The sequence below is a fragment of the Klebsiella sp. WP4-W18-ESBL-05 genome (assembly GCF_014169075.1).
Taxonomy (GTDB): domain Bacteria; phylum Pseudomonadota; class Gammaproteobacteria; order Enterobacterales; family Enterobacteriaceae; genus Kluyvera; species Kluyvera ascorbata_B.
In genome coordinates this window covers 4,300,140-4,325,973 of sequence record NZ_AP022057.1, presented here as the reverse complement: position 1 = coordinate 4,325,973, position 25,834 = coordinate 4,300,140, and the positions used below count along the sequence as shown (strand labels likewise).

28 protein-coding genes and 1 tRNA gene are annotated in these 25,834 nt (G+C 55.6%); 16 read left to right on the top strand and 13 right to left on the bottom strand.

The window, feature by feature from the left end; translation table 11 throughout:
• The first annotated feature begins 46 nt into the window (after positions 1 to 46).
• The 3 genes from H7R58_RS20725 (at position 47) to tsr (ending at position 4,131) form a co-directional block, all read left to right on the top strand.
• Entirely contained in the window at positions 47 to 1,090 is a 1,044-nt protein-coding gene (locus tag H7R58_RS20725; RefSeq protein WP_106930495.1) for a zinc-binding alcohol dehydrogenase family protein, read from the top strand.
• Between the two features lie 86 nt (positions 1,091 to 1,176).
• Positions 1,177 to 2,193, top strand: coding sequence for an Ldh family oxidoreductase (locus tag H7R58_RS20720; protein ID WP_182929522.1), 1,017 nt, complete (start codon positions 1,177 to 1,179; stop codon positions 2,191 to 2,193).
• Positions 2,194 to 2,466: 273 nt separating this feature from the next.
• Positions 2,467 to 4,131, top strand: a complete 1,665-nt coding sequence (gene tsr, locus H7R58_RS20715; protein WP_182929521.1) for a methyl-accepting chemotaxis protein — start codon at positions 2,467 to 2,469, stop codon at positions 4,129 to 4,131.
• Positions 4,132 to 4,156: 25 nt separating this feature from the next.
• On the opposite strand, the gene H7R58_RS20710 is transcribed toward tsr, so the two are convergent.
• Both H7R58_RS20710 and H7R58_RS20705 read right to left on the bottom strand, forming a co-directional pair.
• Positions 4,157 to 4,672: a GNAT family N-acetyltransferase gene (locus tag H7R58_RS20710; protein ID WP_182929520.1), complete on the bottom strand. Its 516-nt coding sequence runs from the start codon at positions 4,670 to 4,672 to the stop codon at positions 4,157 to 4,159.
• Positions 4,673 to 4,711: 39 nt separating this feature from the next.
• Positions 4,712 to 5,188 carry a FidL-like protein gene (locus tag H7R58_RS20705; protein WP_106930427.1) on the bottom strand — a complete coding sequence of 159 codons (477 nt, stop codon included), beginning with the start codon at positions 5,186 to 5,188 and terminating at the stop codon, positions 4,712 to 4,714.
• A gap of 127 nt (positions 5,189 to 5,315) precedes the next feature.
• On the opposite strand from H7R58_RS20705, the gene H7R58_RS20700 reads away from it, so the two are divergent.
• The gene (locus tag H7R58_RS20700; protein ID WP_182929519.1) at positions 5,316 to 5,537 is read left to right on the top strand and encodes a hypothetical protein; all 222 of its coding nucleotides are present in this window, start codon (positions 5,316 to 5,318) and stop codon (positions 5,535 to 5,537) included.
• On the opposite strand, the gene opgB is transcribed toward H7R58_RS20700, so the two are convergent.
• From opgB to H7R58_RS20670, 6 genes are all read right to left on the bottom strand, one after another.
• Positions 5,534 to 7,828 carry a phosphatidylglycerol--membrane-oligosaccharide glycerophosphotransferase gene (gene opgB, locus H7R58_RS20695; RefSeq protein WP_182929518.1) on the bottom strand — a complete coding sequence of 765 codons (2,295 nt, stop codon included), beginning with the start codon at positions 7,826 to 7,828 and terminating at the stop codon, positions 5,534 to 5,536. The genes H7R58_RS20700 and opgB overlap by 4 nt on opposite strands.
• Positions 7,829 to 8,016: 188 nt before the next feature.
• The gene (locus H7R58_RS20690; protein ID WP_106925200.1) at positions 8,017 to 8,508 is read right to left on the bottom strand and encodes a YjjA family protein; all 492 of its coding nucleotides are present in this window, start codon (positions 8,506 to 8,508) and stop codon (positions 8,017 to 8,019) included.
• Between the two features lie 67 nt (positions 8,509 to 8,575).
• Positions 8,576 to 9,313 carry a DNA replication protein DnaC gene (gene dnaC, locus H7R58_RS20685; RefSeq protein ID WP_106925201.1) on the bottom strand — a complete coding sequence of 246 codons (738 nt, stop codon included), beginning with the start codon at positions 9,311 to 9,313 and terminating at the stop codon, positions 8,576 to 8,578.
• Positions 9,314 to 9,315: 2 nt separating this feature from the next.
• A complete protein-coding gene (dnaT, locus tag H7R58_RS20680) occupies positions 9,316 to 9,855 on the bottom strand; it encodes a primosomal protein DnaT (RefSeq protein ID WP_106925202.1) in 540 nt (179 codons plus the stop codon).
• 114 nt (positions 9,856 to 9,969) lie between these two features.
• Complete coding sequence (locus H7R58_RS20675) at positions 9,970 to 10,443, bottom strand: threonine/serine exporter (RefSeq protein WP_182929517.1); 474 nt, start codon at positions 10,441 to 10,443, stop codon at positions 9,970 to 9,972.
• Entirely contained in the window at positions 10,434 to 11,210 is a 777-nt protein-coding gene (locus H7R58_RS20670; RefSeq protein WP_182929516.1) for a threonine/serine exporter family protein, read from the bottom strand. The genes H7R58_RS20675 and H7R58_RS20670 overlap by 10 nt, the downstream gene beginning before the upstream one ends.
• Positions 11,211 to 11,488: 278 nt before the next feature.
• Between H7R58_RS20670 and pobA the strand changes: the two genes are divergently transcribed.
• The 4 genes from pobA (at position 11,489) to bglJ (ending at position 15,203) form a co-directional block, all read left to right on the top strand.
• The gene (gene pobA, locus H7R58_RS20665) at positions 11,489 to 12,673 is read left to right on the top strand and encodes a 4-hydroxybenzoate 3-monooxygenase (protein WP_106925205.1); all 1,185 of its coding nucleotides are present in this window, start codon (positions 11,489 to 11,491) and stop codon (positions 12,671 to 12,673) included.
• Positions 12,674 to 12,676: 3 nt separating this feature from the next.
• On the top strand, positions 12,677 to 13,555 hold the full coding sequence (locus H7R58_RS20660; RefSeq protein ID WP_182929515.1) for a helix-turn-helix domain-containing protein: 879 nt from the start codon (positions 12,677 to 12,679) through the stop codon (positions 13,553 to 13,555).
• 278 nt (positions 13,556 to 13,833) lie between these two features.
• Positions 13,834 to 14,559 carry a helix-turn-helix transcriptional regulator gene (locus H7R58_RS20655; protein WP_106925207.1) on the top strand — a complete coding sequence of 242 codons (726 nt, stop codon included), beginning with the start codon at positions 13,834 to 13,836 and terminating at the stop codon, positions 14,557 to 14,559.
• Complete coding sequence (gene bglJ, locus H7R58_RS20650) at positions 14,520 to 15,203, top strand: DNA-binding transcriptional activator BglJ (RefSeq protein WP_320108683.1); 684 nt, start codon at positions 14,520 to 14,522, stop codon at positions 15,201 to 15,203. The genes H7R58_RS20655 and bglJ overlap by 40 nt, the downstream gene beginning before the upstream one ends.
• Here the strand turns inward: bglJ and H7R58_RS20645 are convergent.
• Complete coding sequence (locus H7R58_RS20645) at positions 15,200 to 15,670, bottom strand: YbaK/EbsC family protein (protein ID WP_106925208.1); 471 nt, start codon at positions 15,668 to 15,670, stop codon at positions 15,200 to 15,202. The genes bglJ and H7R58_RS20645 overlap by 4 nt on opposite strands.
• 338 nt (positions 15,671 to 16,008) lie before the next feature.
• Here H7R58_RS20645 and H7R58_RS20640 point away from each other — a divergent pair, with 338 nt between their 5' ends.
• A complete protein-coding gene (locus tag H7R58_RS20640; RefSeq protein ID WP_106925209.1) occupies positions 16,009 to 17,352 on the top strand; it encodes a PTS sugar transporter subunit IIC in 1,344 nt (447 codons plus the stop codon).
• 35 nt (positions 17,353 to 17,387) lie between these two features.
• Here H7R58_RS20640 and fhuF read toward each other — a convergent pair whose 3' ends face one another.
• On the bottom strand, positions 17,388 to 18,176 hold the full coding sequence (gene fhuF / locus H7R58_RS20635) for a siderophore-iron reductase FhuF (protein WP_182929514.1): 789 nt from the start codon (positions 18,174 to 18,176) through the stop codon (positions 17,388 to 17,390).
• Between the two features lie 102 nt (positions 18,177 to 18,278).
• Positions 18,279 to 19,343, bottom strand: a complete 1,065-nt coding sequence (locus tag H7R58_RS20630; protein WP_106925211.1) for a GGDEF domain-containing protein — start codon at positions 19,341 to 19,343, stop codon at positions 18,279 to 18,281.
• 225 nt (positions 19,344 to 19,568) lie between these two features.
• Between H7R58_RS20630 and H7R58_RS20625 the strand changes: the two genes are divergently transcribed.
• On the top strand, positions 19,569 to 19,808 hold the full coding sequence (locus tag H7R58_RS20625; RefSeq protein ID WP_106925212.1) for a DUF1435 domain-containing protein: 240 nt from the start codon (positions 19,569 to 19,571) through the stop codon (positions 19,806 to 19,808).
• A gap of 35 nt (positions 19,809 to 19,843) precedes the next feature.
• Here the strand turns inward: H7R58_RS20625 and H7R58_RS20620 are convergent.
• Together H7R58_RS20620 and rsmC are read right to left on the bottom strand one after the other, a co-directional pair.
• Positions 19,844 to 19,931 (bottom strand) — tRNA-Leu (locus H7R58_RS20620).
• Between the two features lie 223 nt (positions 19,932 to 20,154).
• Positions 20,155 to 21,186: a 16S rRNA (guanine(1207)-N(2))-methyltransferase RsmC gene (gene rsmC, locus H7R58_RS20615; protein WP_106925213.1), complete on the bottom strand. Its 1,032-nt coding sequence runs from the start codon at positions 21,184 to 21,186 to the stop codon at positions 20,155 to 20,157.
• Positions 21,187 to 21,288: 102 nt separating this feature from the next.
• Between rsmC and H7R58_RS20610 the strand changes: the two genes are divergently transcribed.
• The 6 genes from H7R58_RS20610 to H7R58_RS20585 all read left to right on the top strand — a co-directional run bounded on the left by H7R58_RS20610 (position 21,289) and on the right by H7R58_RS20585 (position 25,752).
• Positions 21,289 to 21,702: a DNA polymerase III subunit psi gene (locus tag H7R58_RS20610; RefSeq protein ID WP_106925214.1), complete on the top strand. Its 414-nt coding sequence runs from the start codon at positions 21,289 to 21,291 to the stop codon at positions 21,700 to 21,702.
• Positions 21,671 to 22,117, top strand: a complete 447-nt coding sequence (gene rimI, locus H7R58_RS20605; RefSeq protein ID WP_106925215.1) for a ribosomal protein S18-alanine N-acetyltransferase — start codon at positions 21,671 to 21,673, stop codon at positions 22,115 to 22,117. Before H7R58_RS20610 ends, rimI begins: the two co-directional genes overlap by 32 nt.
• Before the next feature lie 17 nt (positions 22,118 to 22,134).
• Positions 22,135 to 22,812 carry a pyrimidine 5'-nucleotidase gene (gene yjjG / locus H7R58_RS20600; RefSeq protein ID WP_106925623.1) on the top strand — a complete coding sequence of 226 codons (678 nt, stop codon included), beginning with the start codon at positions 22,135 to 22,137 and terminating at the stop codon, positions 22,810 to 22,812.
• 93 nt (positions 22,813 to 22,905) lie between these two features.
• On the top strand, positions 22,906 to 24,495 hold the full coding sequence (gene prfC / locus H7R58_RS20595; RefSeq protein ID WP_106925216.1) for a peptide chain release factor 3: 1,590 nt from the start codon (positions 22,906 to 22,908) through the stop codon (positions 24,493 to 24,495).
• A 205-nt stretch (positions 24,496 to 24,700) separates the two neighbouring features.
• A complete protein-coding gene (locus tag H7R58_RS20590; RefSeq protein WP_106925217.1) occupies positions 24,701 to 24,862 on the top strand; it encodes a DUF1328 family protein in 162 nt (53 codons plus the stop codon).
• 110 nt (positions 24,863 to 24,972) lie between these two features.
• Complete coding sequence (locus H7R58_RS20585; protein WP_182934819.1) at positions 24,973 to 25,752, top strand: TatD family hydrolase; 780 nt, start codon at positions 24,973 to 24,975, stop codon at positions 25,750 to 25,752.
• Positions 25,753 to 25,834: the final 82 nt, after the last annotated feature.

The following is a 25,834-nucleotide window of genomic DNA, read 5'->3' as shown; positions in this document are numbered from 1 at the left end:
CCACAATAACAAGGAGAACATAAAAGGAGAAGCCCCAATGATTATTATGAAAACGTTAGTTTGTCAGCAACCCGGCGAATGGGCGTGGCAGTCGCGGAATATTCCAAAACCACAAAAAGATGAGGTATTAATAAAAATAAAAACGGTCGGAATATGCGGTACGGATATCCATGCGTGGGGAGGCAAACAGCCTTTTTTCAGCTACCCGCGGGTATTAGGCCATGAAATTTGTGGCGATATTGTTGAGGTGGGGAGCGCCGTTCAGACATGGCGGGTTGGCCAGCAGGTGGCGGTAATCCCCTACGTAGCCTGTCATACCTGTAGCGCCTGCCAGAGTGGACGCGACAACTGCTGTGAAAATATCGCGGTGATCGGCGTGCATCGTGACGGTGGTTTTAGCGAGTTTCTGTGTGTACCGCAGCAAAACATCCTGTTGGCGGAAGGCATTGCGCCGGAGGCCGTGGCGCTAATTGAACCGTTTGCCATCAGCGCTCATGCGGTGCGCAGAGCGGCGGTGCAGGCGGGCGACGAAGTGCTGGTGGTTGGCGCGGGGCCAATTGGCCTGGGCGCAGCGGCGATTGCCAAAGCCGAAGGCGCGCGGGTGGCGGTGGCGGATGTCAGCAGCGATCGGCGCGCACACGTGGCGGCGCAGTTGGATCTTCCGACGCTCGATCCGCTGGCGGCAGATTTTGACGCCCGGCTACGCGCTTTGTTTGGCGGCAATCTGGCGCACAAGATCGTGGATGCCACGGGCAGCCCGCAGTCGATGAATCGCGCGGTGGATCTGATCCGCCACGGCGGCAGCATCGTATTTGTCGGCCTGTTTAAAGGCGACCTGCAGTTTTCCGATCCGGAGTTTCATAAAAAAGAGACCACCCTGATGGGCAGCCGCAATGCCACCGCTGAAGATTTTGTTCGCGTCGGCGAGCTGATGCGCAGCGGCGCGCTGAGTGCTGAGATGCTGCTGACCCATCGGTTGCGCTTTAGCGAACTGGGTAGCACCTTTGAGCGTGACGTCATCAATAATCCACGGCTGATTAAAGGCGTGATAGAGTTTGCGCAGAACATCGACGGCGCCTCTGGAAATTAATGTGATTTAAATCACTACGTTAACCAAGTAAAACCTGCGCCTCCGTCTACGCTTTATGCCAGTACAACAATAATACGGAGATTTACATGACAACGGTCAACATCGCACTCAACGACGCTTACACGCTGGCCTTCGAGGTTCTGCGCGCCAACGGTTTTTCACAGCCTCACGCCGACGCTATTGCGCGCAACGTGACGGCGGGCGAACGTGACGGCTGTGCATCGCACGGCCTGTGGCGTCTGCTGGGGATTGTCGAAACCCTGCGCAAAGGCAAAGTGTCGCCGGACGCTGAGCCGACCATCGTCGATCAGGCTCCGGCGATTGTGAAAGCCGACGCCCACGGCGCCTATTCGCTGTGCGCTTATGAACAGGCGCTGCCGCTGTTGATTGAGAAGGCGCGCCACTGCGGCATTGCGGCGCTGGCGATCAACCGTTGCGTGCATTTCTCCGCGCTGTTTGCCGACGTGGAACCGCTGACCGAGGTCGGGCTGGTGGGCTATGCGTGCACGCCAAGCCACGCATGGGTGGCCCCGGCGGGGGGCACGCAGCCGCTGTTTGGTACCAACCCGATTGCCTTCGGCTGGCCGCGCGGCGACAAGCCGCCGTTTATTTTTGATATGGCGACCAGCGCGGCGGCGCGCGGTGAAATTCAGCTGCATCAGCGGGCGGGTAAGTCGATTCCTGAGGGCTGGGGGATTGATAGCAACGGCCAGCCGACCACCGATCCTCAGGCGGTGCTCGACGGTGCGATGCTGACCTTCGGCGGCCACAAAGGGTCGGCACTGGCGGCGATGGTGGAACTGTTCGCCGGGCCGCTGATTGGCGATATGACCAGCGCCGAATCGCTGGCGTGGGACAACGGCGCGGGCGGTCTGCCTTACGGCGGCGAGCTGATTCTGGCGCTGGACCCACAGCGCTTCCTGGGCGCGCAGGCCGAGGCGCATCTGGCGCGCGCCGAAACGCTGTTCAGCGGCATGCAGGCGCAGGGTGCACGACTGCCGGGCGAGCGTCGCTATCAGGCGCGTCAGCAAAGCGAGCAGCAGGGGCTGGAACTTTCCCGCAGTCTGTACGATGAGATTTGCGCGCTGGCTGAATCCATGTAGGCCGGATAAGGCAACGCCGCCATCCGGCAATGTGCGCGGTGATGCCTGATGGCGCTTTGCTCATCTGGCCTACGGGATATTCGACGTACGGGGCCATGCAGGCCGGATAAGGCAATGCCGCCATCCGGCAATGTGCGCGGTGGCGCCTGATGGCGCTTTGCTCATCTGGCCTACGGATTATCCTGAGGCCATGGTGCGTTAATAGTCACATTTTCTATAAAGTTTTTCCTTTCCCCGCCGAAAATTCGTTATTCGTCTGGAGGAAAGAGAAACATGTTAAAACGTATCAAAATTGTCACCAGCCTCGTGCTGGTTTTGGTGTTATTTGGCTTGTTGCAAATGGTATCAGGGGGCCTGTTCTTTAACTCGTTGAAGCACGACAAAGAGAACTTCACTATCTTGCAAACGGTGCGTCAGCAGCAGTCCGGGCTGAACGGCAGCTGGGTTGCGCTACTGCAAACCCGTAATACCCTGAACCGCGCAGGGATTCGTTACATGATGGATCAGAACAACATTGGCAGCGGTGCTACCGTCGCCGAGCTGATGCAGATTGCCACGAAGTCTCTGGCGGATGCGGAAAAACGCTGGGCTGAGTATGAAGCGATGCCGCGCGATCCGCGTCAAAGCGAAGCGGCGGCGCTGGAAATTCAGCGCAACTACGACATTTACCACGGCGCGCTGGCCGAGCTGATTAAGCTGCTCGGTGCGGGCAAAATCAACGACTTCTTCGACCAGCCGACGCAGGGTTATCAGGATGGCTTTGAGAAAGCCTACGTTAACTACCTGCAGCAGAACGACAGCCTGTACGATCTGGCGGTGAATGACAGCAATGCGTCGTATACCCAAGCGCTGTGGATCCTCTTTAGCGTGATGATCGCGGTGCTGGCGGTGATCGTCAGCGTGTGGCTGGGCGTGCGCAAAACGCTTATCGCGCCACTGAATCGTTTAATCGACAGCATTCGCCATATTGCCGGGGGCGATCTGGTGAAGCGTATTGACGTGGAAAGCGACAACGAAATGGGCCAGCTGGCGCATTCGTTGCGTCATATGCAGGGCGAGCTGGCGCGCACCGTTGGTGAAGTCCGTCAGGGTGCCGATGCGATTTATAGCGGTGCCAGCGAAATCGCGATGGGCAATAACGATCTCTCTTCGCGTACCGAACAGCAGGCGGCCTCCCTTGAGGAGACGGCGGCCAGCATGGAAGAGCTGACCGCTACCGTGAAGCAGAACGCCGAAAACGCCCGTCAGGCCAGCCATCTGGCGCTGAGCGCGTCAGAAACCGCGCAGAAGGGCGGTAAAGTGGTGGATAACGTGGTGCAAACCATGCGTGATATCACCGCCAGTTCGCAGAAAATTGCCGACATTATCAGCGTGATTGACGGTATTGCCTTCCAGACCAACATCCTGGCGCTGAACGCCGCTGTCGAAGCCGCGCGTGCGGGTGAACAGGGCCGCGGGTTTGCGGTCGTGGCGGGCGAAGTGCGTAACCTGGCGCAGCGTAGCGCCCAGGCGGCGCGCGAGATTAAGAGCCTGATTGAAGACTCGGTTAACCGTGTCGATCTCGGTTCGACGCTGGTGGAAAGCGCCGGTGAAACCATGGATGAGATCGTGAATGCAGTCACCCGCGTGACCGATATTATGGGGGAAATCGCCTCGGCGTCCGATGAGCAGAGCCGCGGTATCGACCAGGTCGGTCTGGCGGTGGCAGAGATGGACCGCGTCACTCAGCAGAACGCCTCGCTGGTGGAAGAGTCCGCTGCTGCTGCGGCGGCGCTGGAAGAGCAGGCCAGCCGCCTGACTCAGGCGGTGGCGGTATTCCGCATTCAGCAGAGCCAGGCTAACGCCGGGCGCGAATCGGCCAGCGCGGCAGCGCCAGCGCCGGTGATGCTGCGCAAAGCGGCGGCCACCGACAGCGGTGAAAACTGGGAAACGTTCTGATATTTTCGCGCCCTTAACGGGCGCGTTAACCTAGCGTCAGGCGCATGGCGCAGCGTGATTCATACGCCATACCGTGCGCCGCTTCTTCTGCCAGCGTCATCCTCAGCGATGGGCTGAGCGTCTCGTCCGCCAGAAATTCAAATCCCTGCTTCGCATACCACGGCCCGTTCCACGGCACCGTGCGAAAGGTGGTCAACGTCAGCGCACGAAAGCCTTTTTCTCGCGCTTGGGCAATCACATAGTCCATTAATCGGCGGCCAAGACCGCGCCCCTGCCACGCCTGATGCAGCGAAAATTCAACGATAAACAGAACGTTACCCTGCGCCTGAGCCAGCAAAAATCCCACCGGGCGATCGTCGACCAGCGCCAGCCAGCTTGTGCCTGCGTCAACGTATTCACGATGGCGCTCGGCCGAGATGACCGGGCCTTCTGCCAGCCAGGCCAGTTCGGGTACCTGCCGAAAGCGCTGCCCGGCGGCGCGTTCAATGGCAGGTAGGGCGGTAATCTCCGCCGGGGCGGTCGGGCGAAAGGTGTATATCATCGGCCGAGTATAGCCTGCGCGCTCATACCGATGCGACGGTTAACGGGTGCACACCAGAATCGGTGAATAGAAATTGCTGATAACGATGGCGTCGTCCGGAGTTTTGCGAATGTTCAGCAGCCGCTTTTGCCCGGAGGTGATGCCGAGCGCGTATTGTTCAAAAATGCCTGCCGGGACATTGTCATGGCCAAATTTTTCGACCTGTTTAATGTGCAGCTGGTAAAACATTTCATGTACGTGCTGCCAGTCAAAGCTCTCCTGGCGCGAGACTTTCCAGTTCTGGCCGTTAGTCACGACGTCGCCGTTGACGTTGAAATAGCCCGTACCGTCCGGCGTGAAGTGCATGACCACCATGCCTTCGAAGGTGAAATGATTATCCTGGTGGCTGTCTTTGTAGGTCAGGCTGCCCTGGCAGGTCATGGAAAGACGCGTGCTCTGGTCAATCCACAGCAGGGTGCCCAGGATCAACAGGGCATTCAGGGCAATGACGCAAAGGAGTCTTTTTTTCTGTTTCACTCTCTACCACTCGTAAAAAAACAGCGTCTGACAGGAGCTGGCCTTGCCACGGAGCTGGGAACACTGGCTCAGTACCAGACGACCTTTATCGCCGTAAAATACCGGGTCCTGGGGATGAAAATAAAAAATGGCGCTGGGCAAGCAGGTGAACGTTCCGGCCTCTTTTATTTGCATGACCAGGCGCTTCGCTCGCTCGGTGAAAACATCGGCAAACGGCGTCTGTGCTGGCGTTCAGATAATATTTGCCGGATGCGGGGGTATTGACCACGTGCGCAAGCTGCGCGAAGAAAAGGGCGACCCGGGCGGCGAGAAGGGGGGCGATATGCCCCCCGTGTGCATCCGGCGTTAACCCTCTGCGGCAATCACTTTGATTTCTACCATCCCGATGCCGAGCTTGCGCGGCGAGTGGCCGAGGATGTTACCCTCGTTGGTGGCCTGCGGGTCAGGAGGCACGATCACTAGCGTACTGGCGTCCGACGGGTTTTCGAAGTGCAGCGTGGTGGTGGTAACGTCGTGGCCGAGTGTGAGCATTTGCTCGCTGTCGCCGACGCGAACCGGGATGGGCTTATCGGCGTTCGGGCCAAAGGCCTTAGCGGTGATAACCAGGTCGAAGCGTTTTGGCAGCGGCTGCTGATACTCAATTTTTACCGCATCGCCGAGCTGTGCGTTGGACCAGCGTCCCCAGGATTCAGGGCGGGAGATGCCGCTAAAGCTTTTCACCTCTTCCGGCGCGCCGGCGACGTTAAAGATAAAGCTGTCGGCCTTATAGCGAATATCGTTATCGACGGTTTTGAGCGCATCCACGTTGCCTTTGTAGCGCACCATGTCGATGACCGTATCGCGAAAATCGGTCTTACCGTTCCAGACCGCTTTGTCGACGTGCTGCACTTTTTGTTCGCCGCCGAGCTGACCCTGTGAGACGCACCAGTCGGTAGACAGAGCCAGCTTGGGCGACCATAGCTGCGCCATCTTGTAGCAACGGTCGATCCAGACAAAGTTATCGCGCGGGGCGAAATCGGCCAGCTGGTAGCGCAGTGGAGCGGAGTATTCGCTTTCCGGCAGCGGCTCAACGCGGTTGTCAGACACGCGCAGCAGCAGCGGCAGGCGGAAATGGCTGCCGGAGAAGGCAATCATATTTTTCTGGCCGTCGATGGAGAACGTTTTGATCTCTTTCGGGAAATTCCACAGGCGAATGATATCCGGCTTCCACGCCAGCACCTTTTCCTTCATGTTGAGGAACACTTCCGACAGCGACTCTCCGGACAGACTACTGCGCCCCAGCCCGATGAAGTTGTCGCCACCCAGCATGTCCAGCACCGTAGCGCCGTTGTCCATCGTGTTACGCTTCACCGCGATGACGTCCTGATCGTCGGGCTTATCGCCGCGCAGTACGAAGAACAGATTGCTGCGGTCCTGCTTGTTGAGGGCGTCCCAGGCGGTATTTTTCATCGCCAGATGGTCGGAGGAAACCACGATGATGGTATCTTTAAACCACGGTGATGCTTTGATTTTATTGATAAATTCAGCGATATGTTCCTGGCTACAGGCGACCGCGCTGAACGACTGGTTGGCTTTGCCGTTGATGTCATACCGCTTACGGTTACAGGTACGGGAGATAAAGCCGTCCGGGTGGTGGGTATCGACGGTCAGGGTAAACAGTGAGAATCGCTTGCCTTCGCGGGACAGCGCTTCGAATTTCTTCCACGCTTCGTCGAGCACGGTATCGTCGTAATAACCCCAGTCGTTTTTATAGCTCGGGTCAGCGACGGTGGTTTTCAGCTCTTCGGCACCGTAAAGATAGTCAAAACCGTGCGATTTCAGGAACACATCTTTACCGGCAAAGCGCAGGTTGGCGCCCTGAACGAAGTAGTTTTCGTAGCCGGAGTTTTTCAGGATATCGCCAAGGCAGATATTCTGCGGGAAGAAGCTCGACAGCGACGCCGAGGCGTTGCCTTCGAACGGCGCAAACAGTGGAATACCACACTGTGAGGCGACCATTCCGGCAATGGTGTAGTCGGTGCCCGGCAGCTGCATGGTGTGGCTAAAGTCCAGGCTCTGGTTTTTCAGCGCGCCCAGCTCCGGGGTCAGGTTCGGGAAGGCCTCATCATCAAAATAGGTGCGCTCCAGACTCTCGCCGTAGATATAAACGAGATTCATCTTTGGCTTCGGAATTGTCTTCGACGGCTCTTTATAGTAGGCCGCGAAGTCCGGATCGCCGTCGCGAGACTGGGATTTGACCAGCTCGCTAATCTGGCGGAAGGCCGGACTGGCGTCGACTGAGCAAACGGCCAGAATCAGCGCCAGCAGGCTGTAGCCGAAATGATGAGGATGAGAACGGCGTCGGCGCAATACCCAGCCCAGCGCGCCAAAGACGGCGAGCAGAGCGGCAGCGAGGCCGATGCCGGGAAGAATATATTTACTGACGCCTGCGCCGGTCAGGCTGTTGGTCAGCGTGTAGAGCACCGCATCGTTAATTCCGTCGCCGGTAAAGTAGTCGCTGGCGTACAGGGTGATATTCAGGACCACAAACAGGCCCAGTACGGTTAAGGTAGCGGCGAACCACCATTTATTACGCCCTGCCTTACAGGCGTAAATGGCGATGGAGGCCAGGAACAAAACGATGGATAACAACTCTGACACTAGACATCCTCAAGCGCGCCAGGTCTTCTGGCTGAACAGAAACTGACTTCACAATGTAATTGTGCCGTCATCTGTCTGCAATTCTAACGTGAGTAAAGTGCGTTGTTATTCGGAATTGGTTTAGATATGTTTATTATTTGAACAGTTTTTTTTGTGCGGCGAGCAGGGCGCTCGCCGCACGAAGACAATCAGGAAATGAAGTTAACGCCCTGTTTGAGCACGAAGTCACAGGCTTTGGCTTTCACTTTTTTGCCCAGCTCGGTGTTGCCCAGGCTGTCGAGGTCAAGCTTCTGCCCGTCTTTGGCGTTCAGCAGGCCCTGAATGCCTTCCATATAGCCGGTATCCTGCTTCTGTTCGGTTGCCGTGTTGAGGCCCAGTTTATCCAGTACCTGGTTTTTCACGTTATCGACATTGGCAACAGAAGCCAGTTTTTCTTTCGCGCAGTACCCCATGATCCCGGCGGCATTGTTCATGCTGCTGGCGCTCAGAGACTGGCTACCGCCGTTAAGCAGGCTGGTCAGCGAAGAGAGCGAAGAACCGCCGCTCTGCGACGTGCTGCTGCTGCCGGCAAGCTGGCTGGCGGCGCTGCTCAGGTCATTTAACGATACGGCGCCCGCAGCGGTAGAAACAAACGCGCTGGCAATGATTACGCGGCAAAGCATCGATTTTACTGATTTCATGAGGTGTACTCGTGTGCAATGATAAATAGACGTGATAAGTATACGCCTGTCATTCATCGGAAGTATCTTAATACTCTTTGCCGGTGACGCGGCTGCGATAACTTTCCCAGTTAAAAATCACCCACAGGCTGTTGCCAAGACGCATACGGTCCATCACCCGCTCGCCGAGCAGCTTATTCATTTCATCGAGGTTGTTGTTGGTCAACATGCCCGTCGGGCGTTTAGATGACGAACGGCGATCGACGATCTGGTTGATAATCACCTTCTCATAGCGCGATTCGGTCTGCATGCCGATTTCATCGATAACCAGCAGGTCAACGTTGCTCAGATCGCTTAGCAGCTGCTCTTCGCTGGTTTCCCGGTTGCCGAACGTTTCTTTCATGGCGGACATAATGTCGGCCACGGTGATGATCAGCACCGACTTACCGCGCAGCAGCAGCTCGTTACAGATAGCGGCGGCAAGGTGGTTTTTACCGGTACCCGGTTTGCCGGAGAAGATGAAGCTTGCGATATTGCCGTCAAATTCGTCGACGTACTGGCGGGCTTTCGCCAGCGCGTTCATCTGGCCTTCGTTCTCGACACGATAGTTATCGAACGAACAGTTCTGATGCAGCGGACGAATACCGGAACGGTTAAACGTGCGCTGCATCTTCATCGCACGGTTTTCGCGCGCCAGCGCCGCTGCGCGGATCTCGCCCTGTTCTTTCTGCCAGGCCAACAGCTCTTCGCCGGTTTTAAAGGCCGGTTCGATATGCGCCGGCATCATTTTTTGCAGGCGCTTCATTAATTCGCCAACGTCTTTCATGCTCAACCTCTGAACCCCGGTGGAATCTGGCGGTCTGGTTCGCTGACCGCGTTAACGTCTCGCCGCAGCTGGCCGCTATTATTCGCCCGGCCCATCTGAACGCTGCGCGCCAGCTTTTGCTGCCACTGTACGTGGTGGAACACTTTGCCCTCAGCCTGCCAGTAGGCGACAAACGACGCCAGCTCTTCCGGCGTGACCGGCTCGCTTAAGGCGATCCCCCACAGCGCAGAAAGGCGCAGGAACTCGGCGTCGGGCTGCCAGCCCGGGTACATGGCGAATTTTCCCATCGGTACAGAGACCGGCGCCGCCGTTGGCTCTTCAAAGAACTGGGCATCCAGCGTCACGTCGCTGCCCGGACGGGCAAGCTTTTCTTCCAGCGCCAACAGCTGCGCCAGCCGCTCTGGCGTGACGGCATAAAACGCGGGCGCATTGTTAGCAAACACGGCGACCGCGCCGCCCTGAGTCTGCGCAAGGATCGCCTTGGGATCGGCCACGAAGGCTTCAATACCAATCACGTTGGGCGTCAAAATACGAGAAGACATAACACTATCTCAATACTGAAAAATCACGGGAAGGGTGCGGGAAAACCGCACGAATACTGCACATAGTAGCACAAGCGAGGGGAAGGGCGGCACTCTCCCGTGCCGCCCTGAGGATTACACCCGCGGGCGCTTGCGGTAAAGCCACAGGCCCGGAATAGACAGGCCAATCGAAAGCGCACCGACGATTGACGAGGCCTTCAGGAAGTTGCTCAGTAAGGTAATCATCATCTCTTCGGTGTAGCCAAAGTGGCTGATTTTTACCGCCGAGATCATCGCCGTATAGGCTGAAATACCGGGGAACATTGGGATGACGGCGGCGACGGTAAAGATTTTCGGGTGCGCCAGATACCAGCGTGACCACTGAATGCCGATGCTGCCGACCAGCATGGCCGCCAGGAAAGTGGACCATTCGATATTAAAACCTGCGGTCATCATCGTGAAGCGCGAGGCGTGGCCGATAGCTCCCAGCAGGGCACACCACGGCAGCGCGCGCTGCGGCACGTTAAACACCATCGCAAAGCCGACGGCAGGGATCGCCGACAGCACGATGTCCTGCGCCAGCAAGAGCAGAAAATCGATTACACCCATCCGCGTAGCCCCCATAACGTCATTGCCATCACCACGCCGATGCAGGTTGCCAGCGTCAGTAGACTGGCGATGGCCCATCGCGCGAGGCCGGTATTAATATGCCCTTTGAACATGTCGGCCACCGAATTAATCAGCGGAAAACCGGGAACCAACAGCAGCACGCTTGCCGCCATGGCGACGGTTGAAGTCTGGTGGAAGGTCGGGAGCTGGAGCATCAGCCCGGAGACGGTAGTGGCGACAAACGCGGTCAGACCGAAGTTAATCTGCGGGTGCATGGAGCGGTGCGTCAGCACCTGACGGATGTACATCGCGATGGTGCTGGCGCAAAAGGTGACCAGCGCGCCGTCCCAGCCGCCGTTGTTAAGCTTACAGAAGCAGGCGCAGGAGAGGCCGACCATCAGCACCACCAGCCAGCGCGGGTAGCGCAGAGGTTTAATCTGTGCAAAGCGCTTAGCGACATCTTTATGGTCCAGCAGTTTGTGCTCGGCCATGATGACAATGTGCTGCACTTCGGTGACCACGTGCATGTTGATGCCGCGATCGCTGTTTTTGCGCGTTGAGGTCAGGCACAGCCCATCTTTAATGGTGGTCAGCACGATGGCGTTTGACGAGATGGCGCTTTCAACGCTGTCCATCCCCAGCGCACGCCCCAGGCGGGTTGAGAGCTCCTCCACCAAAGCGCTTTCCGCCCCATGTTGCAATAAAAAAAGACCGCACTGAATACAGAGCCGCGTGACGGTACGTTGTTCTGATTGATCGACTTCCATAAAGCCCCTGGTAGCAAGAACGCCGGTTAATGACCTACTTGTACCCGAAGCGCGCACAGGCGCTAGCGGGGTGGGATCAAACAATGTGCAAAAATTCGGCGTCCTGTGATGACCGGCCAGGAGTTGATGCCGTCCACACTTTTGCAAAACTGTTGGAAAGTGCAATTTTTGAACGGATTCTGGCCTTCTTTTTCGTTACTGACTTATCAAAAATGCATTCTGAAACTTTATGGATACACAAAACAAACAAATAATTAACCAGAATGTGAGGACACCCTATGAACACGCAAGTCGCCATTATCGGTGCCGGGCCTTCGGGGCTACTGCTGGGCCAGTTGCTGCATAACGCCGGAATAAAAACCGTCATTCTCGAACGCCAGACGCCGGAGTATGTGCTGGGACGCATTCGTGCAGGCATCCTGGAAAACGGTACCGTTGAGTTGCTGCGTGAGGCGGGTGTTGCTCGCCGCATGGATGCTGAGGGCCTGATTCACCATGGCGTAGAATTTCTGTTTGCTAACCAGCGCATTCCGGTGCCGCTTAGCGAGCTGACGGGCGGCAAGAGCGTTATGGTCTACGGCCAGACCGAAGTTACGCGCGATCTGATGGAAGCGCGACAGGCGTGCGGTGCTGAAACCTATTACGGCGTTGAGCAGGTTCAGCTACACGATCTGAAGAGCGATAGACCCAGCGTGACGTTTGTGAAGAATGGCGAAACGTGTCGCCTGGAATGTGATTTTGTCGCCGGCTGCGATGGATTTCACGGCGTCTCCCGACAAAGTATCCCGCGCGATATTTTGCGCGAGTACGAAAGTATCTGGCCGTTTGGCTGGCTGGGCCTGCTGGCGGATACGCCGCCGGTGAACCCTGAGCTGATCTACGCGCACCATGAACGCGGGTTTGTATTGTGTAGTCAGCGCTCACTAACAAGAAGCCGCTATTATCTGCAGGTGCCGCTGAGCGACCGCGTCGAACAATGGTCGGATGAACGCTTCTGGGGTGAGCTCAGGCGTCGTCTGCCGGATGAACTGGGACAAAAGTTAGTGACTGGTCACTCACTTGAGAAGAGCATTGCGCCGCTGCGTAGCTATGTGGTGGAACCCATGCAGTACGGCAGAATGTTCCTCGTTGGCGATGCGGCGCATATTGTGCCGCCGACCGGCGCCAAAGGGCTGAACCTGGCGGTGTCTGACGTGAACTACCTGTGGCGTATTTTGCGCCAGTTTTACCATCACGGTCGGGTAGATTTACTGGCGCGTTATTCACAGCTGGCGCTTAACCGGGTGTGGAAAGGCGAGCGCTTCAGCTGGTTTATGACCCATTTGCTGCATGATTTCCAGGACAAAAGCGCGTTCGACAGAAAGATGCAGGAAGCGGACCGTCAGTACTATCTGGGGTCGCGCGCCGGGCTGACGACCATTGCGGAGAACTACGTTGGGCTGCCCTATGAGACGGTGGAATAAAACATGAAGCGGGCGTCAGCGCCGGAGAGCGTACCGGTCTTTAAACTGTATGGCGAGCAGAGGGGCTGGCCCACGCCCGATTTGCTGCACTGTGAGTCAATACATCAGCGCAGCAGCCTGTACGCATGGCATATTCGCGTTCATCAGCATGTGGAACTGGTGCAGCTGCTGTATGTGCATAAAGGCCAGGCCGAGATTGAAATTGAGGGGGAGCGACGAGCGGTTAACGGGCCCTGTATTCAGGTCGTGCCGTCGCTATGCGTGCATGGTTTTCGTTTTTCCCCCGGCACTCAGGGCTACGTACTTTCGCTGGCGCTCCCGCTGCTGAGCCGGCTGGAGGCGCAGTTTGGCGGACAGCTAGACGTGCTCGGTCAACCCGTCTGCGTGATGGTCAAGCGCGCCAGACGCCATATTCACACGGTATTTGCCGCACTACTCGAAGAGTACAGCCACGAAAAGGATGCACGCGAGATGATGCTGTCTTCCCTGCTCGGCGCGCTGCTGGTCTGGCTGAATCGGCAAGGCGCGCCGACCGCGATCCTTGAAGATAAAAGTGCGCGCAAACGCAGCGTGCTGAGGCAGTTTGCGCGGCTTATTGAGAGCCACTATCGCGAGCACCTTTCGCTGGCGGAATATGCGCAGCGTCTTGGCGTCTCGACGACTTATCTCAACTGCCTGTGCCGCGAGTTTCACGGTACCAGCGCGCTAGGCGTCCTGCACCAGCGCCTGCTGCTGGAGGCCAAAAGAAGCCTCCAGTACACCAGTATGAGCATTACGCAGGTATCGGACTATCTCGGGTTTAGCGATGTGACCTACTTCTCGCGCTTTTTCCGCAAACGCGGCGGGATGGCGCCAAAAGAATTCAAAATGAAAATAGAATAGACGAGTAAGAATATGGATAGTGAATTTTAATTATTCTTATGTCGTTTTTAATATTTTCTAAGTGAGTGCTTTTAAATCACCATGCCATACTGCATCCGTTTAACCCGCCAGTACATCCATGTAGCAGCATTTTTTATTGGTCTGGTGAGAACGCAATAATAATATTATAGCAGTCAAGGAAATAGAAAAGGGATGGTTTAGTTTCCTGATAATACGTTGTGCTGTATTAAATAATTTTATATTCAGGAAGTGAATCTTCGAATGGATACGGAGGTTTTATGTCGCCAGAATACTGCAAATTCGCGGTGATTATTAGCAAAATACCGGTAATGCAGTCTGGGCTCAGTACGATAATGGGAACACATTTCCCGGATTATGAGCTCAATTTTTGCCAGTCTCTGGAAGAGTTAACGCTGCTTCAGCTGCGTCGAACAGATGTCGTTATTATTGATTTTTCTGGCGAAGTCAGAAATCCTCGCGCGGTCTGCGAGCAATATTACACGCTGCTTTCCCAGTATCGGGATATCCACTGGATCTTCATGATTAGCCGTCAGTATTACGCGCTGGCCGTTGAGTTTTTGATGCGTCCAGAAAGTACGCTGCTCTCAGATTCAGACCCTATCGATCGCGTCATCAAGGCCATAAAGCTGGGGGGTGTCAGCACGGAAAAAATTAGCCAGACGCTGCTTTCCATGCATAACAGTGATGATATCGAAGGTGAAAACGACCGTGCGGTAATGCTAACGCTGTCAGAGCGCAAGGTTCTGCGTCTGCTGGCAAAAGGCTGGGGGATTAACCAAATTGCAGCCCTGTTGAAAAAGAGCAACAAGACGATAAGCGCGCAAAAAAATAGCGCGATGCGTCGACTTTCTTTGCGTAGCAATGCGGAAATGTACGCCTGGATCAACAGCAATCAGGGAATGAAGGAACTCAATCTCTACTCGGCTTATGGAGAACAAGCAGAATGGAAAAGCACAGCAGGAAGCAGTGCGTCGCTATCATAGAAGATTGCATGATGGCGGAAGTCGGGCTACGCCATTTATTAACGTCTTCGCGGAATAAAGATTTTACGATTCAGTTTTTTCGCTCGATGAGTGAATTTAAAACCGCACTCTGCCAGGCGCCTTTTGATGTGCTGATTTGCTGCCTGTCCGGCACGCGAGAGCCGCGCATTGAGTGTCTGCTGGCGATGGGCGAAATAGCCCGTTGTCATCAGCAGATGGTCCGCATCATTCTGGCGAACGATAACGTCGAGGCGGCACTCATCAGGCACCTGTCACCCACTTATCTTCACGGCGTGTTGAGCAAATCCAGCGCGCTGGTTGAACTCAAACAAAACGTACTCGAGCTGTTACAAGAAACGTCGTTAGGGCATGAGTGCGCGGCGGCATCTTCAGTACTGCGCGAAAACAGTTTTCTGAGCCCGACCGAGAATATGATTTTGCGCTACATGACCTACGGCTATTCGCTGATGGAAATCGCGCAGCGGTTGGGGCGAAATATTAAAACCATACGCGCGCATAAATTTAATGCGATGACCAAGCTTGGCGTTAACTCCGACGCTGATTTGCTCAGCGCGGCTGATTTACTGGTGTCGTTGCCCGATCGCTATATAGCCCGCTCTCGGGCGCTGCTTCGCACCGCTTAGTTTGTGGGCGTCAGGCAAACGTCGACCCACGTCGCGGCGGTGAGGGTCGCCATTCTTTGCGGAGAGATGCGTACCGCACTATGAATAGCACCGGCGGCGGGAAGCACCTCGTCATACTCTTGTAGCGACACGTCGCAGTAGACGTCCAGCGGGTTTTCGAGGCCAAACGGGCATACGCCGCCCACCGGGTGCCCGGTCAGCTCGACCACTTCGTCGCTGCTGAGCATGCGGGCCTTCGCGCCAAAAGTGTCTTTGAGCTTTTTATTGTCCAGACGGGCATCGCCTTTGGCGACGATAAGGATGACGCGATCTTTGACTTTTAGCGACAACGTTTTAGCAATTTGCCCGGGCGCAACCCGGTGAGCGGCAGCGGCCAGCGCGACGGTCGCAGTGCTTTGCTCAAGCTCGATAATATTGATGTCGGGCGCGTGCTCGGCAAAGAATTCTCGTACTGACTGTAGGCTCATTGTTGACTCCTGTTTTTTTGGCGAGTCACTCTGTCATAAAGCTACCCAGGTTGTAAATAAAGCGCCGAAGTTGTGCAAAAATTGTTTGATTTCTGGATCTCCTTCACAATCACTGCAACCGGTTACTGTAACCGGTTGCAGTTGGTCTTCAGGGGATTGATACTGCAAGGGTAACTTCCTTTGTATCCATAATAAGAGCCATATATGAACGGTATCCCTATGAACAATATGCCAGGCGCGTTACGCGGCTGTTACAAAGCGTTCACGGTTAGCCCAGTCGTATGTCGGCAAAATCGTTGTTGCTGTGCTTACGTCTAAAGCCTGTCAGGAGGGCTGCTATGTCTGCTAATCACGCTGCATTTAATCTGATCTTTCGTTTTGTAGAAAACTACGTCAGTCCCGTTGCTGGTCGTATTTCATCCCAGCGCCACGTCATGGCTATCCGTGACGGTTTTATTTCCGCTATGCCTTTTATGATTGTGGGATCGTTTCTACTGGTGTTTGCCTATCCGCCGTTCTCGCCGGACACCACCTGGGGGTTTGCCCGCGCTTGGCTAGACCTGGCAAAAGAGTTTGAGGGCCGGATTCTGACGCCGTTTGATATGACGATGGGCATCATGTCCATCTACATCTGCGCCGCTATCTCCTACAACTTAGGCAAACATTACGAAAAAACCAACCAGCTCGATCCGTTTATGTGCTCGATGCTGTCGATCATGGCGTTCCTGCTGGTTGCCGCGCCGAAAACGGAAGGCCATCTGCCGGTCGATAGCCTCGGTGGTACCGGGATTTTCACGGCTATTCTGGTCGCCGTATACTGCGTAGAGATGATGCGTTTTCTGAAGGTTCGCAACATCGGGATCCGTTTGCCGGATCAGGTCCCGCCGATGATCAAAAACTCCTTCGACCTGCTGATTCCAGTGCTGGTGGTCGTACTGACGCTTTACCCGCTGAGCCTGTTCATTCAGAGCCAGTTCGACATGCTGATCCCGCAGGCGATCATGTCGCTGTTTAAACCGCTCGTTTCCGCGGCTGACTCCTTACCGGCTATATTGCTGGCGGTATTGATTGGCCACCTGCTGTGGTTTGCGGGGATCCACGGTGCGGCTATCGTGTCCGGTATGCTGCAAATGTTCTGGCTGACCAACCTCGGCCTGAACCAAACTGCGCTAGCGCAGGGGGCTCCGCTGCCGCACATCTTTATGGAAGCATTCTGGACCTTCTTCGTGGTGGTGGGCGGCTCGGGGGCGACCATGGGACTGGTGTTCTGCTACCTGCGCAGCCGCTCGGCGCACCTGCGCTCCATCGGCCGTCTGAGCGTGGTGCCAAGCCTGTTCAACATTAACGAACCGGTTATTTTCGGAACCCCAATCGTCATGAACCCGGTGTTCTTTATTCCGTTCCTGTTGGCGCCGATGGTGAACGCCGTTCTGGCCTGGGCGGCAATGAAACTGGATCTGATCGGTCGAGTGATCTCCGTCGTGCCGTGGACTGCCCCGGCACCGATCGGCGGCGCGTGGGCGCTTGGCTGGGATTTCCGTGCGGCGATTCTGGTGGTGCTGCTGGCCTGTGTGTCGGCCATCATCTACTACCCGTTCTTCAAAGTGTATGAAAAACAGCTGTTAGCACAGGAAGAAGAAGAAGCGCAGCGTGCGGAGGAAGAGAGCCAGCAGGTTGCCTGATAGGCAGTGAAACGACGGGGCATTCGCCCCGTCGGTTAGTTAAGCGTGCAGTCACCGCACTGCTTGACGTCCGGCAGGCGGTAGCGCTGGCAGCAGGTGCGTCGCACCAGGCGCCCGTCCCTTTCAACCACGGTACGCCACAGCGGGTTATCGCGGCCGTCGGCGAGCGTCCTGGTCAGGAAATAGCGCTGACGCAGGAGACTAACCTGTTCTTCCCCAAGCAGCGCGATCATCTCACCTAGATACCAGTTAATTAAATAGCCGGTATTACTCCAGATAAGTTTGCCGTTAATCTCGCCGGTAGCTTCCAGCGCGTTCACAACCGGTATTAATCCTTCAGTGACTAAACTGTCCAACCGCCGATCCCACGGCATGTTGCTGACCCGTTGGTCGCAATGTACGTCGGCCCAGAAGCAGGCCGCACGGCCAGTCTCGTGAAACTCAACCAGGAAATGCTCCGGTGAAACGGAAATCGCAGATGATTCGGTCAGCAGTGCCAGCATCAGCGGCGGCACCATCAGGCCGATATACCACTGTGCCCACAGCGAAATCAGCGGCTTGTTTTCGCGCGGCTGCATCGGCTGGTTGCGATAGATGTGATCGGAGTAGATGGCCAGCAGTGAGGTCAATTCGGTAGGCCGGGTCCATTCGGCTAGCGTTTTAGCGTTGCCCGGGGCGCTCTCGTTAAGTCGAAACATTTCCAGCATATGCGGGCGATGTTCGGCAATTTTGGCACGTACTGATTCCGCAAGCGCATTTTCCCGTGGAGGGAGCGGCGTGCGCCAGATGAGGTCATCAGCGATCGGTGCGGAACGATAGGCCATAGGATTAACGAGATAAAAATATAAATGATAATGATTAGCAATCGTAGCTATAGATAAAAGTGAGCGCAAGCGATTTGTCGCCTGCACCCATTTTTTGTGAACTCAGGCTGCGGGGAGCTGTTCGCTGGTTAGCGCGTTGTTGCGCCCCATGTTTTTGGCTTCATACAGCGCTTTATCCGCTCTCTGGATAGCGGCGTCGATATTGTTATCTTCCAGCGGCGCGACGCCGATGCTGACGGTGACATGTGTTGCGACGGCGGCATTAAACATATGTGGAATTTTGAGATCGTAGACATGCTGGCGAATCCGTTCTGCCGTTTGCATGGCGTTGGTGATGTCGCACTGCGGCAGCAGCACCATAAACTCTTCGCCGCCGAAGCGGGTCACAATATCCCGAGAACGTACGGCGTTACGAATGGCGGCGGAGACGCGCATCAGGGCCTGGTCGCCCATCATATGGCCGTAATGGTCGTTGTAGGCCTTGAAATGGTCGATATCCAGCAGCAGGACCGAGTGCTGAGCGGGGCCGAGCGCTTTGAGCGAATCCAGGCGAAACTGAAAGCCACGACGGTTATACAGGCCGGTCAACGGGTCGAGCATGCTCAGGCCGTTGAGCGTTTCACGCTCTTCCAGCAGCTTATACATCAGCCCTTGCGCAAATTTGTCGTTGCGCCGCTGGATGACGTGTTGAATCGCAATACCGATTAACGGTAGGGCAAAACAATAGGCCATACGCCACCACTCGGTGGTATTGCTGGTAAACAGGCAAACAATAAATGTGGGGAGTGAATGCAGCGCAAACGCGACAATATTATTGGAAAAAGCAATGGTGCCAACAAATAACACGCTAAATAGCGCAACCAGCTGAAAATTGTCATTTATTGTCGGCAACGCAAAAGTTTTACTTAAAATATGCCAGCCCCATAAACAGCCGAATATCGCCGAAACCATGGGTAGGTTCAGCTTTATCCGGGCGTAGCGCCAGTTCCACAACAGCATCACGCTGCTGCCCACCGCAATCAGCATCGCTGGCAGAGGAAATATATTTACATCATATATCGGGCTGAACACCGAGAGCGTCGATGAAATCAGGTTCAGAAACAAAAACAGCCGGAACGTGAGCTGATATTTTTGCGCACGCAGCGTGCGCCATGATTGTACGGTCATTGTTTGAAGTTGTAGTCAGCCTTAAATAAATAAACGCATTAAAAACAGAATAATGCAGTAGGAATAGCGCAATTTCTTTATATGCGACATGCTGATTTTTTATACAACTTAACACCATATAATATGCATGTCATTAATGATTATGAAACCTTAGCGCAAGTGCAGACAAATAACAAAAAACATCATATGATATTGGTAATCATTATCATTTGAGTGGGTCGGATCATGTTGCAAAAAACGTTAGGTAGCGGCTGGGGCGTTCTGATTCCGGGCGCTGTACTGGCACTGCTGAGTACCCTGGGGCTCTCAACTGACGTCTGGCGCGGGGTCATTGTGTGTGGACTGCTGTTGAGCAGCGCTATGATCTGGCATCGTCGGCTGCGACACTTCGTCCTGTTACCGTCTTGCATTGCGTTAATGGGCGGTATTGTGCTGATTGCGATGAATGTAAAGCTGATGGAATAGACAGGAAGGAAACACGAAGAAGAGAGCGAGAAAACTGGTGCGAGGGGGGGGGACTCGAACCCCCACATCCGTAAGGACACTAACACCTGAAGCTAGCGCGTCTACCAATTCCGCCACCTTCGCATACCATCGATTCTTTATGAAAGAATCGTTACCACGGGGCCGAATTCTAGAGATTTTACGCTGGGCGTCAACAGTTAATTATCGAACTTTGCACGATTGCTGAAAAAAAAGGCGGTTATGCGGATTTGGCCGCTTTTGTAGGCCGGATAAGGCGTTTACGCCGCCATCCGGCGTTATCCGTGGCTGTGCCGGATGGCGTTATCGCTTATCCGGCCTGCGGATATTAGGCTTTTTTCGCCTGACGCGTCATTACCGTGCGGTAGACCTTGAAGCGGCCGGTTTGGGCAATCACCTCATGGAAACCAAAGGTTTCGTCCAGCACCGCCGGGTACGGCAGGAAGGCGTTGGCCACGATGCGCAGCTCGCCGCCGCTGTTCAGATGGCGCACCGCGCCACGAATCAGCGTTTGTGCGGCGTCAAGGCTGGTTTGCATGCCGTCGTGGAATGGCGGGTTGGAGATGATCATATCAAAACGACCGTTCACCTCAGAGAAGACGTTGCTGGCCAGCACTTCGCCTTCAATGCCGTTGGCCGCCAGCGTCGCACGGCTGGCTTCAACCGCCGGGGCGCTCACGTCGCACAGCGTCAGGCGAACTTTCGGCGAGTGGCTGGCGAGCGTCGCGGCCAGCACGCCTGCGCCGCAGCCGACGTCCAGCACCTTGCCTTTGGTGTGCGGCGTCAGGGTGGAAAGCAGCAGTTGGCTGCCGACGTCCAGCCCGTCGCGGCTAAATACGCCTGGCAGGGTTTTAATGGTTAAATTATCGAGCTGATATTCGCCCCAGAATTTTTCCGCATCGAACGACGGCTGTTTTTCCAGACGACCATGATACAGGCCGCAGCGGCGGGCGCTGTCGACTTTGTTCAGCGGCGCGTACTCGGCCAGCATCTGTTCGGCGCTACGCACGCCGCTGCGGTTTTCGCCAATGACAAAAATATCGGTGCCCACCGGCAGCAGAGACAGAATGTTCATCAGCTGGAACTGGGCTTCCGGCTTGTTTTTCGGCCAGTAGTAGATAAAGGTGTCGCTGTCGGCCACGTCTTCCGCCTGTGCCACAAGGCCAAAACGGACGCTGTCGCCCATCTGGCGGCTCAGCACCTGCCAGTGATGGAACTGCTGGGTGTGCGCGCGGCTTGCGGCGGTTTCAAGGCGTGCGGGCAGGTCATCCTGCAAATCGCCGGCAAAGAAAATACGGCTCTGTTCGAAATCGTCACTGTGGCGCAGCAAGACTTCACTTGCCGGGGTAAAAGCAGACATGAATGTTTCCTCATTAAACTCAGGTCGCGATTATAGTGTGTAATTGGCGCGGTTTCGATGAATTTGCTATATTTGCGCCCTTGATAGACAGGAGCGTTGTACATGACATCCCGGCGAGACTGGCAATTACAACAGTTGGGTATTACCCAGTGGTCACTGCGTCGCCCAGGGGCGCTGCAGGGGGAAATCGCGATTACGCTCCCGCAGCATGTTCGTTTAGTGATTGTGGGCGAAGAACTCCCCGCACTGACGGAGCCGCTGATGGCCGACATTCTGCGCGCACTGCGCATGACGCCGGACCAGGTTTTACCGCTGACGCCCGATCGCGTAGCCATGTTGCCACAAGAGGGCCGCTGCCACTGCTGGCGGCTGGGTAACGACGCGCCGGTGACGCTGGAAGGGGCGGTGATTTCGACGCCGCCGTTTAATGAACTTCAGGCCAGCGCGCCCGCTCGCGCCGCGCTCTGGCAACAAATATGCGCCCATGAACACGATTTCTACCCTCAGCACGACTGATTTACCCCGCGCCTTCGACATCGAAAGACGCGCCCATGCGTTTCCCTGGAGTGAAAAAACCTTCGTCAGTAATCAGGGCGATCGCTATCTGAACTTCCAGATGTCGGTCGATGGCAAGATGGCGGCCTTTGCCATCACGCAGGTGGTGCTGGATGAGGCGACGCTGTTTAACATTGCGGTTGATCCGGCGTATCAGCGCCGAGGCTTAGGGCGCGAACTGCTTGAACATCTTATCGAGACGTTAGAAACGCGCGGCGTGCTGACGCTCTGGCTGGAGGTGCGCGCGTCTAACCACGCGGCCATCGCGCTGTATGAGAGTTTAGGTTTTAACGAGGCGACGATTCGTCGCAACTATTATCCCACGGCGGAAGGCCGTGAGGATGCCATTGTGATGGCGCTGCCGATTGGTATGTAAGATAAGGTGAAATGATGATGAAGTGGGACTGGATTTTCTTCGATGCCGACGAGACGCTGTTTACGTTTGACGCGTTCAGCGGCCTACAGCGGATGTTTCTCGACTACAGCGTGACCTTTACCGCAGAAGATTTCCAGGACTACCAGGCGGTGAACAAGCCGCTATGGGTGGACTACCAGAATGGGGCGATCACTTCGCTCCAGCTTCAGCATCAACGTTTTACCAGTTGGGCAGAACGCCTGAACGTTCATCCTGGCGATTTGAACGATGCCTTTATGAATGCCATGGCCGAGATTTGTGCACCGCTACCGGGCGCCGTGTCGCTGCTGAACGCGCTGCAGGGCAAGGTCAAGATGGGCATCATTACTAACGGTTTTACCTCATTGCAACAGATTCGTCTGGAGCGTACTGGCCTTCGCGATCACTTTGAGCTGCTGGTGATTTCTGAAGAAGTCGGTGTGGCAAAACCGGACCGCCGAATCTTTGACTACGCGCGGGAACAGGCCGGCAGCCCAGACCGCTCGCGCATGCTGATGGTTGGCGATACCGCCGAGTCGGATATTCTCGGCGGCATGAACGCCGGCTGGGCAACCTGCTGGTTGAACGCGCACCAGCGCGCGCTGCCGGAAGGCATCACGCCTGACTGGACGGTAACCTCATTGCCTGAACTGGAGCGACTCCTGTGTAAACAGTGATTGCCAGCCCCCCTTTGATGGGTAAAATAGCCGCAATTTTTTCGTATTCAACATGCGCGGCGTGATGCCGTGCTTACTCAAGAAGATTGAATTATGACGTTGTCTCCTTATTTGCAAGAGGTGGCCAAACGCCGCACTTTTGCCATTATTTCTCACCCGGATGCCGGTAAAACGACGATCACGGAAAAGGTCCTGTTATTCGGACAGGCTATTCAGACCGCCGGTACGGTAAAAGGTCGTGGCTCCAGCCAGCATGCGAAATCTGACTGGATGGAAATGGAAAAGCAGCGCGGTATCTCCATTACCACCTCCGTGATGCAGTTCCCGTATCATGACTGCCTGGTGAACCTGCTGGACACCCCGGGGCACGAAGACTTCTCCGAAGATACCTACCGTACGCTGACGGCGGTCGACTGTTGCCTGATGGTCATCGATGCCGCGAAAGGCGTCGAGGACAGGACGCGTAAGCTGATGGAAGTGACCCGTCTGCGTGATACGCCGATCCTGACCTTTATGAACAAACTCGACCGTGACATCCGCGATCCGATGGAAGTGCTGGATGAAGTTGAGCGCGAGCTGAAGATCGGCTGTGCGCCGATCACCTGGCCGATTGGCTGCGGCAAGCTGTTCAAAGGCGTTTACCACCTCTATAAAGATGAAACCTATCTGTATCAGACCGGTAAAGGCCACACCATTCAGGAAGTGCGTATCGTCAAAGGGTTGAACAACCCGGATCTGGACGCGGCGGTCGGTGAAGAGCTGGCGCAGCAGCTGCGTGACGAGCTGGAGCTGGTGCAGGGCGCATCCAACGAATTTGATAAAGAGCTGTTCCTGGCCGGTGAAATTACCCCGGTCTTCTTCGGTACCGCGCTGGGTAACTTTGGCGTAGACCACATGCTGGACGGTTTAGTGGAGTGGGCGCCTGCGCCGATGCCGCGTCAGACCGACACTCGCCTGGTGGAAGCTCAGGATGAGAAGTTCTCCGGCTTTGTGTTTAAAATTCAGGCCAACATGGACCCGAAACACCGCGACCGCGTGGCGTTTATGCGCGTGGTGTCCGGTAAATATGAAAAAGGCATGAAGCTGCGCCAGGTTCGCATCGGCAAAGATGTGGTGATCTCCGATGCGCTGACCTTTATGGCAGGTGACCGTTCGCACGTTGAAGAAGCCTATCCGGGCGATATCATCGGTCTGCACAACCACGGCACCATTCAGATTGGTGATACCTTCACCCAGGGTGAAATGATGAAGTTCACCGGTATCCCGAACTTCGCGCCGGAGCTGTTCCGTCGTATTCGCCTGAAGGATCCGTTGAAGCAGAAACAGCTGCTGAAAGGGCTGGTTCAGCTGTCGGAAGAAGGTGCCGTTCAGGTGTTCCGCCCGATCGCCAACAACGATCTGATCGTTGGGGCCGTCGGCGTGCTGCAGTTTGACGTGGTCGTTGCGCGCCTGAAAAGTGAATATAACGTAGAAGCTATCTACGAATCGGTGAACGTCGCGACCGCCCGTTGGGTGGAAGGGAAAGACGTGAAGAAATTTGAAGAGTTCAAGCGTAAAAACGAAGTACAGCTGGCGCTGGACGGCGGCGATAACCTGACTTACATCGCCCCAACCATGGTCAACCTGAACCTGACGCAGGAACGCTATCCTGACGTCGAGTTCCGCAAAACGCGCGAACACTAATCGCCCTTCAGAGCACGGCGTCCGCCGTGCTCTGCCCGTTTTTCCCCCTCGCTCCCAACGACAGAATGTTCCTAATTGCGGTAGGTTTTAACGCAGCGGCGTCCTTTTTGACCTAGTCTCATTATCAGCACGATGAAAAATATCTTGTTGATTTTAGTTACTGGATCGATCAACTGGTCGGCACGTACGGATAAAGGAGAATCATATGTTTCGTTGGGGCATTATCTTTCTGGTTATCGCGTTGATTGCCGCCGCATTGGGCTTTGGTGGCTTGGCGGGGGCAGCAGCGGGCGCAGCAAAAATTGTGTTCGTTGTCGGTATCATTCTGTTCCTGGTCAGCCTCTTCATGGGACGTAAGCGTCCTTAGCTTTTCTTAACATCACAGCAACCACGGTATAAGCCAGCGCCTACGTGCTGGCTTTTTTTATGGCGGCTGTTTTACGATACCCTCAGACCAGCTTTACCGACGAGGCGCGCGTGACCTACCGTTTTATCGACACCCACTGTCATTTTGATTTTCCCCCTTTTACCGATGATGAAGCGGCGAGCCTGGCGCGTGCGGCGCAGGCGGGCGTGGAGAACATTATCGTTCCGGCGACTGAAGCGGCGCGTTTCACCCGCGTGCTGGCGCTGGCCGCCTCGCATGCGCCGCTGTATGCCGCGCTCGGTCTGCATCCGATTGTCGTAGAGCACCACGACGAGCAGAGTCTGGCACAGCTTGAGAGCCTGCTGGCCGCGCGCCCGAAAAAGCTGGTGGCGATCGGGGAAATTGGCCTCGATCTGTACCGTGAGGACCCGCAGTTTGAACGTCAGCAATACCTGCTGGATGCGCAGTTACGGTTGGCAAAGCGGTACGATATGCCGGTGAGCCTGCATTCGCGACGTACCCATGACAAGCTGGCGCTGCATCTCAAGCGGCATAACCTGCCGCGAACCGGTGTGGTACATGGCTTTGCCGGTAGCCTGCAGCAGGCGGAACGCTTCGTTCAATTGGGCTATAAAATTGGCGTTGGCGGCACGATTTCTTACCCGCGGGCCAGCAAGACGCGGGACGTGATGGCGCAACTGCCGCTTTCAGCACTGGTGCTGGAAACCGACGCCCCTGATATGCCACTCAACGGTTATCAAGGGCAGCCGAATCGACCCGAGCGGATTGCGGACGTCTTTACTCATCTTTGTTCACTGCGCCCGGAGGCACCGGAACAGATAGCCAGCGCGCTTTACGCCAATACTCATGCACTCTTTTTGGCCTTGTAAGGTGACGTAGATCTCATTGTCAGGTATTAGCCTGATTCTATTGCGTGAAACCTGTGACAGCGAACGAAAAATATAATCCCGT

Excerpts from the sequence above, each read along its gene's own strand:
- H7R58_RS20655 (WP_106925207.1), top strand. The coding sequence starts at position 13,834 with ATGTCGCCAGAATACTGCAAATTCGCGGTGATTATTAGCAAAATACCG.
- dnaT (WP_106925202.1), bottom strand. The coding sequence starts at position 9,855 with ATGTCTTCTCGTATTTTGACGCCCAACGTGATTGGTATTGAAGCCTTC.
- H7R58_RS20610 (WP_106925214.1), top strand. The coding sequence starts at position 21,289 with ATGACATCCCGGCGAGACTGGCAATTACAACAGTTGGGTATTACCCAG.
- pobA (WP_106925205.1), top strand. The coding sequence starts at position 11,489 with ATGAACACGCAAGTCGCCATTATCGGTGCCGGGCCTTCGGGGCTACTG.
- H7R58_RS20720 (WP_182929522.1), top strand. The coding sequence starts at position 1,177 with ATGACAACGGTCAACATCGCACTCAACGACGCTTACACGCTGGCCTTC.
- tsr (WP_182929521.1), top strand. The coding sequence starts at position 2,467 with ATGTTAAAACGTATCAAAATTGTCACCAGCCTCGTGCTGGTTTTGGTG.
- H7R58_RS20700 (WP_182929519.1), top strand. The coding sequence starts at position 5,316 with ATGGCGCTGGGCAAGCAGGTGAACGTTCCGGCCTCTTTTATTTGCATG.
- H7R58_RS20675 (WP_182929517.1), bottom strand. The coding sequence starts at position 10,443 with ATGGGTGTAATCGATTTTCTGCTCTTGCTGGCGCAGGACATCGTGCTG.
- H7R58_RS20690 (WP_106925200.1), bottom strand. The coding sequence starts at position 8,508 with ATGAAATCAGTAAAATCGATGCTTTGCCGCGTAATCATTGCCAGCGCG.
- H7R58_RS20670 (WP_182929516.1), bottom strand. The coding sequence starts at position 11,210 with ATGGAAGTCGATCAATCAGAACAACGTACCGTCACGCGGCTCTGTATT.
- H7R58_RS20640 (WP_106925209.1), top strand. The coding sequence starts at position 16,009 with ATGTCTGCTAATCACGCTGCATTTAATCTGATCTTTCGTTTTGTAGAA.
- bglJ (WP_320108683.1), top strand. The coding sequence starts at position 14,520 with ATGGAAAAGCACAGCAGGAAGCAGTGCGTCGCTATCATAGAAGATTGC.
- H7R58_RS20660 (WP_182929515.1), top strand. The coding sequence starts at position 12,677 with ATGAAGCGGGCGTCAGCGCCGGAGAGCGTACCGGTCTTTAAACTGTAT.
- H7R58_RS20645 (WP_106925208.1), bottom strand. The coding sequence starts at position 15,670 with ATGAGCCTACAGTCAGTACGAGAATTCTTTGCCGAGCACGCGCCCGAC.
- rsmC (WP_106925213.1), bottom strand. The coding sequence starts at position 21,186 with ATGTCTGCTTTTACCCCGGCAAGTGAAGTCTTGCTGCGCCACAGTGAC.
- prfC (WP_106925216.1), top strand. The coding sequence starts at position 22,906 with ATGACGTTGTCTCCTTATTTGCAAGAGGTGGCCAAACGCCGCACTTTT.
- rimI (WP_106925215.1), top strand. The coding sequence starts at position 21,671 with ATGAACACGATTTCTACCCTCAGCACGACTGATTTACCCCGCGCCTTC.
- H7R58_RS20630 (WP_106925211.1), bottom strand. The coding sequence starts at position 19,343 with ATGACCGTACAATCATGGCGCACGCTGCGTGCGCAAAAATATCAGCTC.
- H7R58_RS20590 (WP_106925217.1), top strand. The coding sequence starts at position 24,701 with ATGTTTCGTTGGGGCATTATCTTTCTGGTTATCGCGTTGATTGCCGCC.
- H7R58_RS20725 (WP_106930495.1), top strand. The coding sequence starts at position 47 with ATGAAAACGTTAGTTTGTCAGCAACCCGGCGAATGGGCGTGGCAGTCG.
- dnaC (WP_106925201.1), bottom strand. The coding sequence starts at position 9,313 with ATGAAAGACGTTGGCGAATTAATGAAGCGCCTGCAAAAAATGATGCCG.
- yjjG (WP_106925623.1), top strand. The coding sequence starts at position 22,135 with ATGAAGTGGGACTGGATTTTCTTCGATGCCGACGAGACGCTGTTTACG.
- H7R58_RS20710 (WP_182929520.1), bottom strand. The coding sequence starts at position 4,672 with ATGATATACACCTTTCGCCCGACCGCCCCGGCGGAGATTACCGCCCTA.
- H7R58_RS20625 (WP_106925212.1), top strand. The coding sequence starts at position 19,569 with ATGTTGCAAAAAACGTTAGGTAGCGGCTGGGGCGTTCTGATTCCGGGC.
- fhuF (WP_182929514.1), bottom strand. The coding sequence starts at position 18,176 with ATGGCCTATCGTTCCGCACCGATCGCTGATGACCTCATCTGGCGCACG.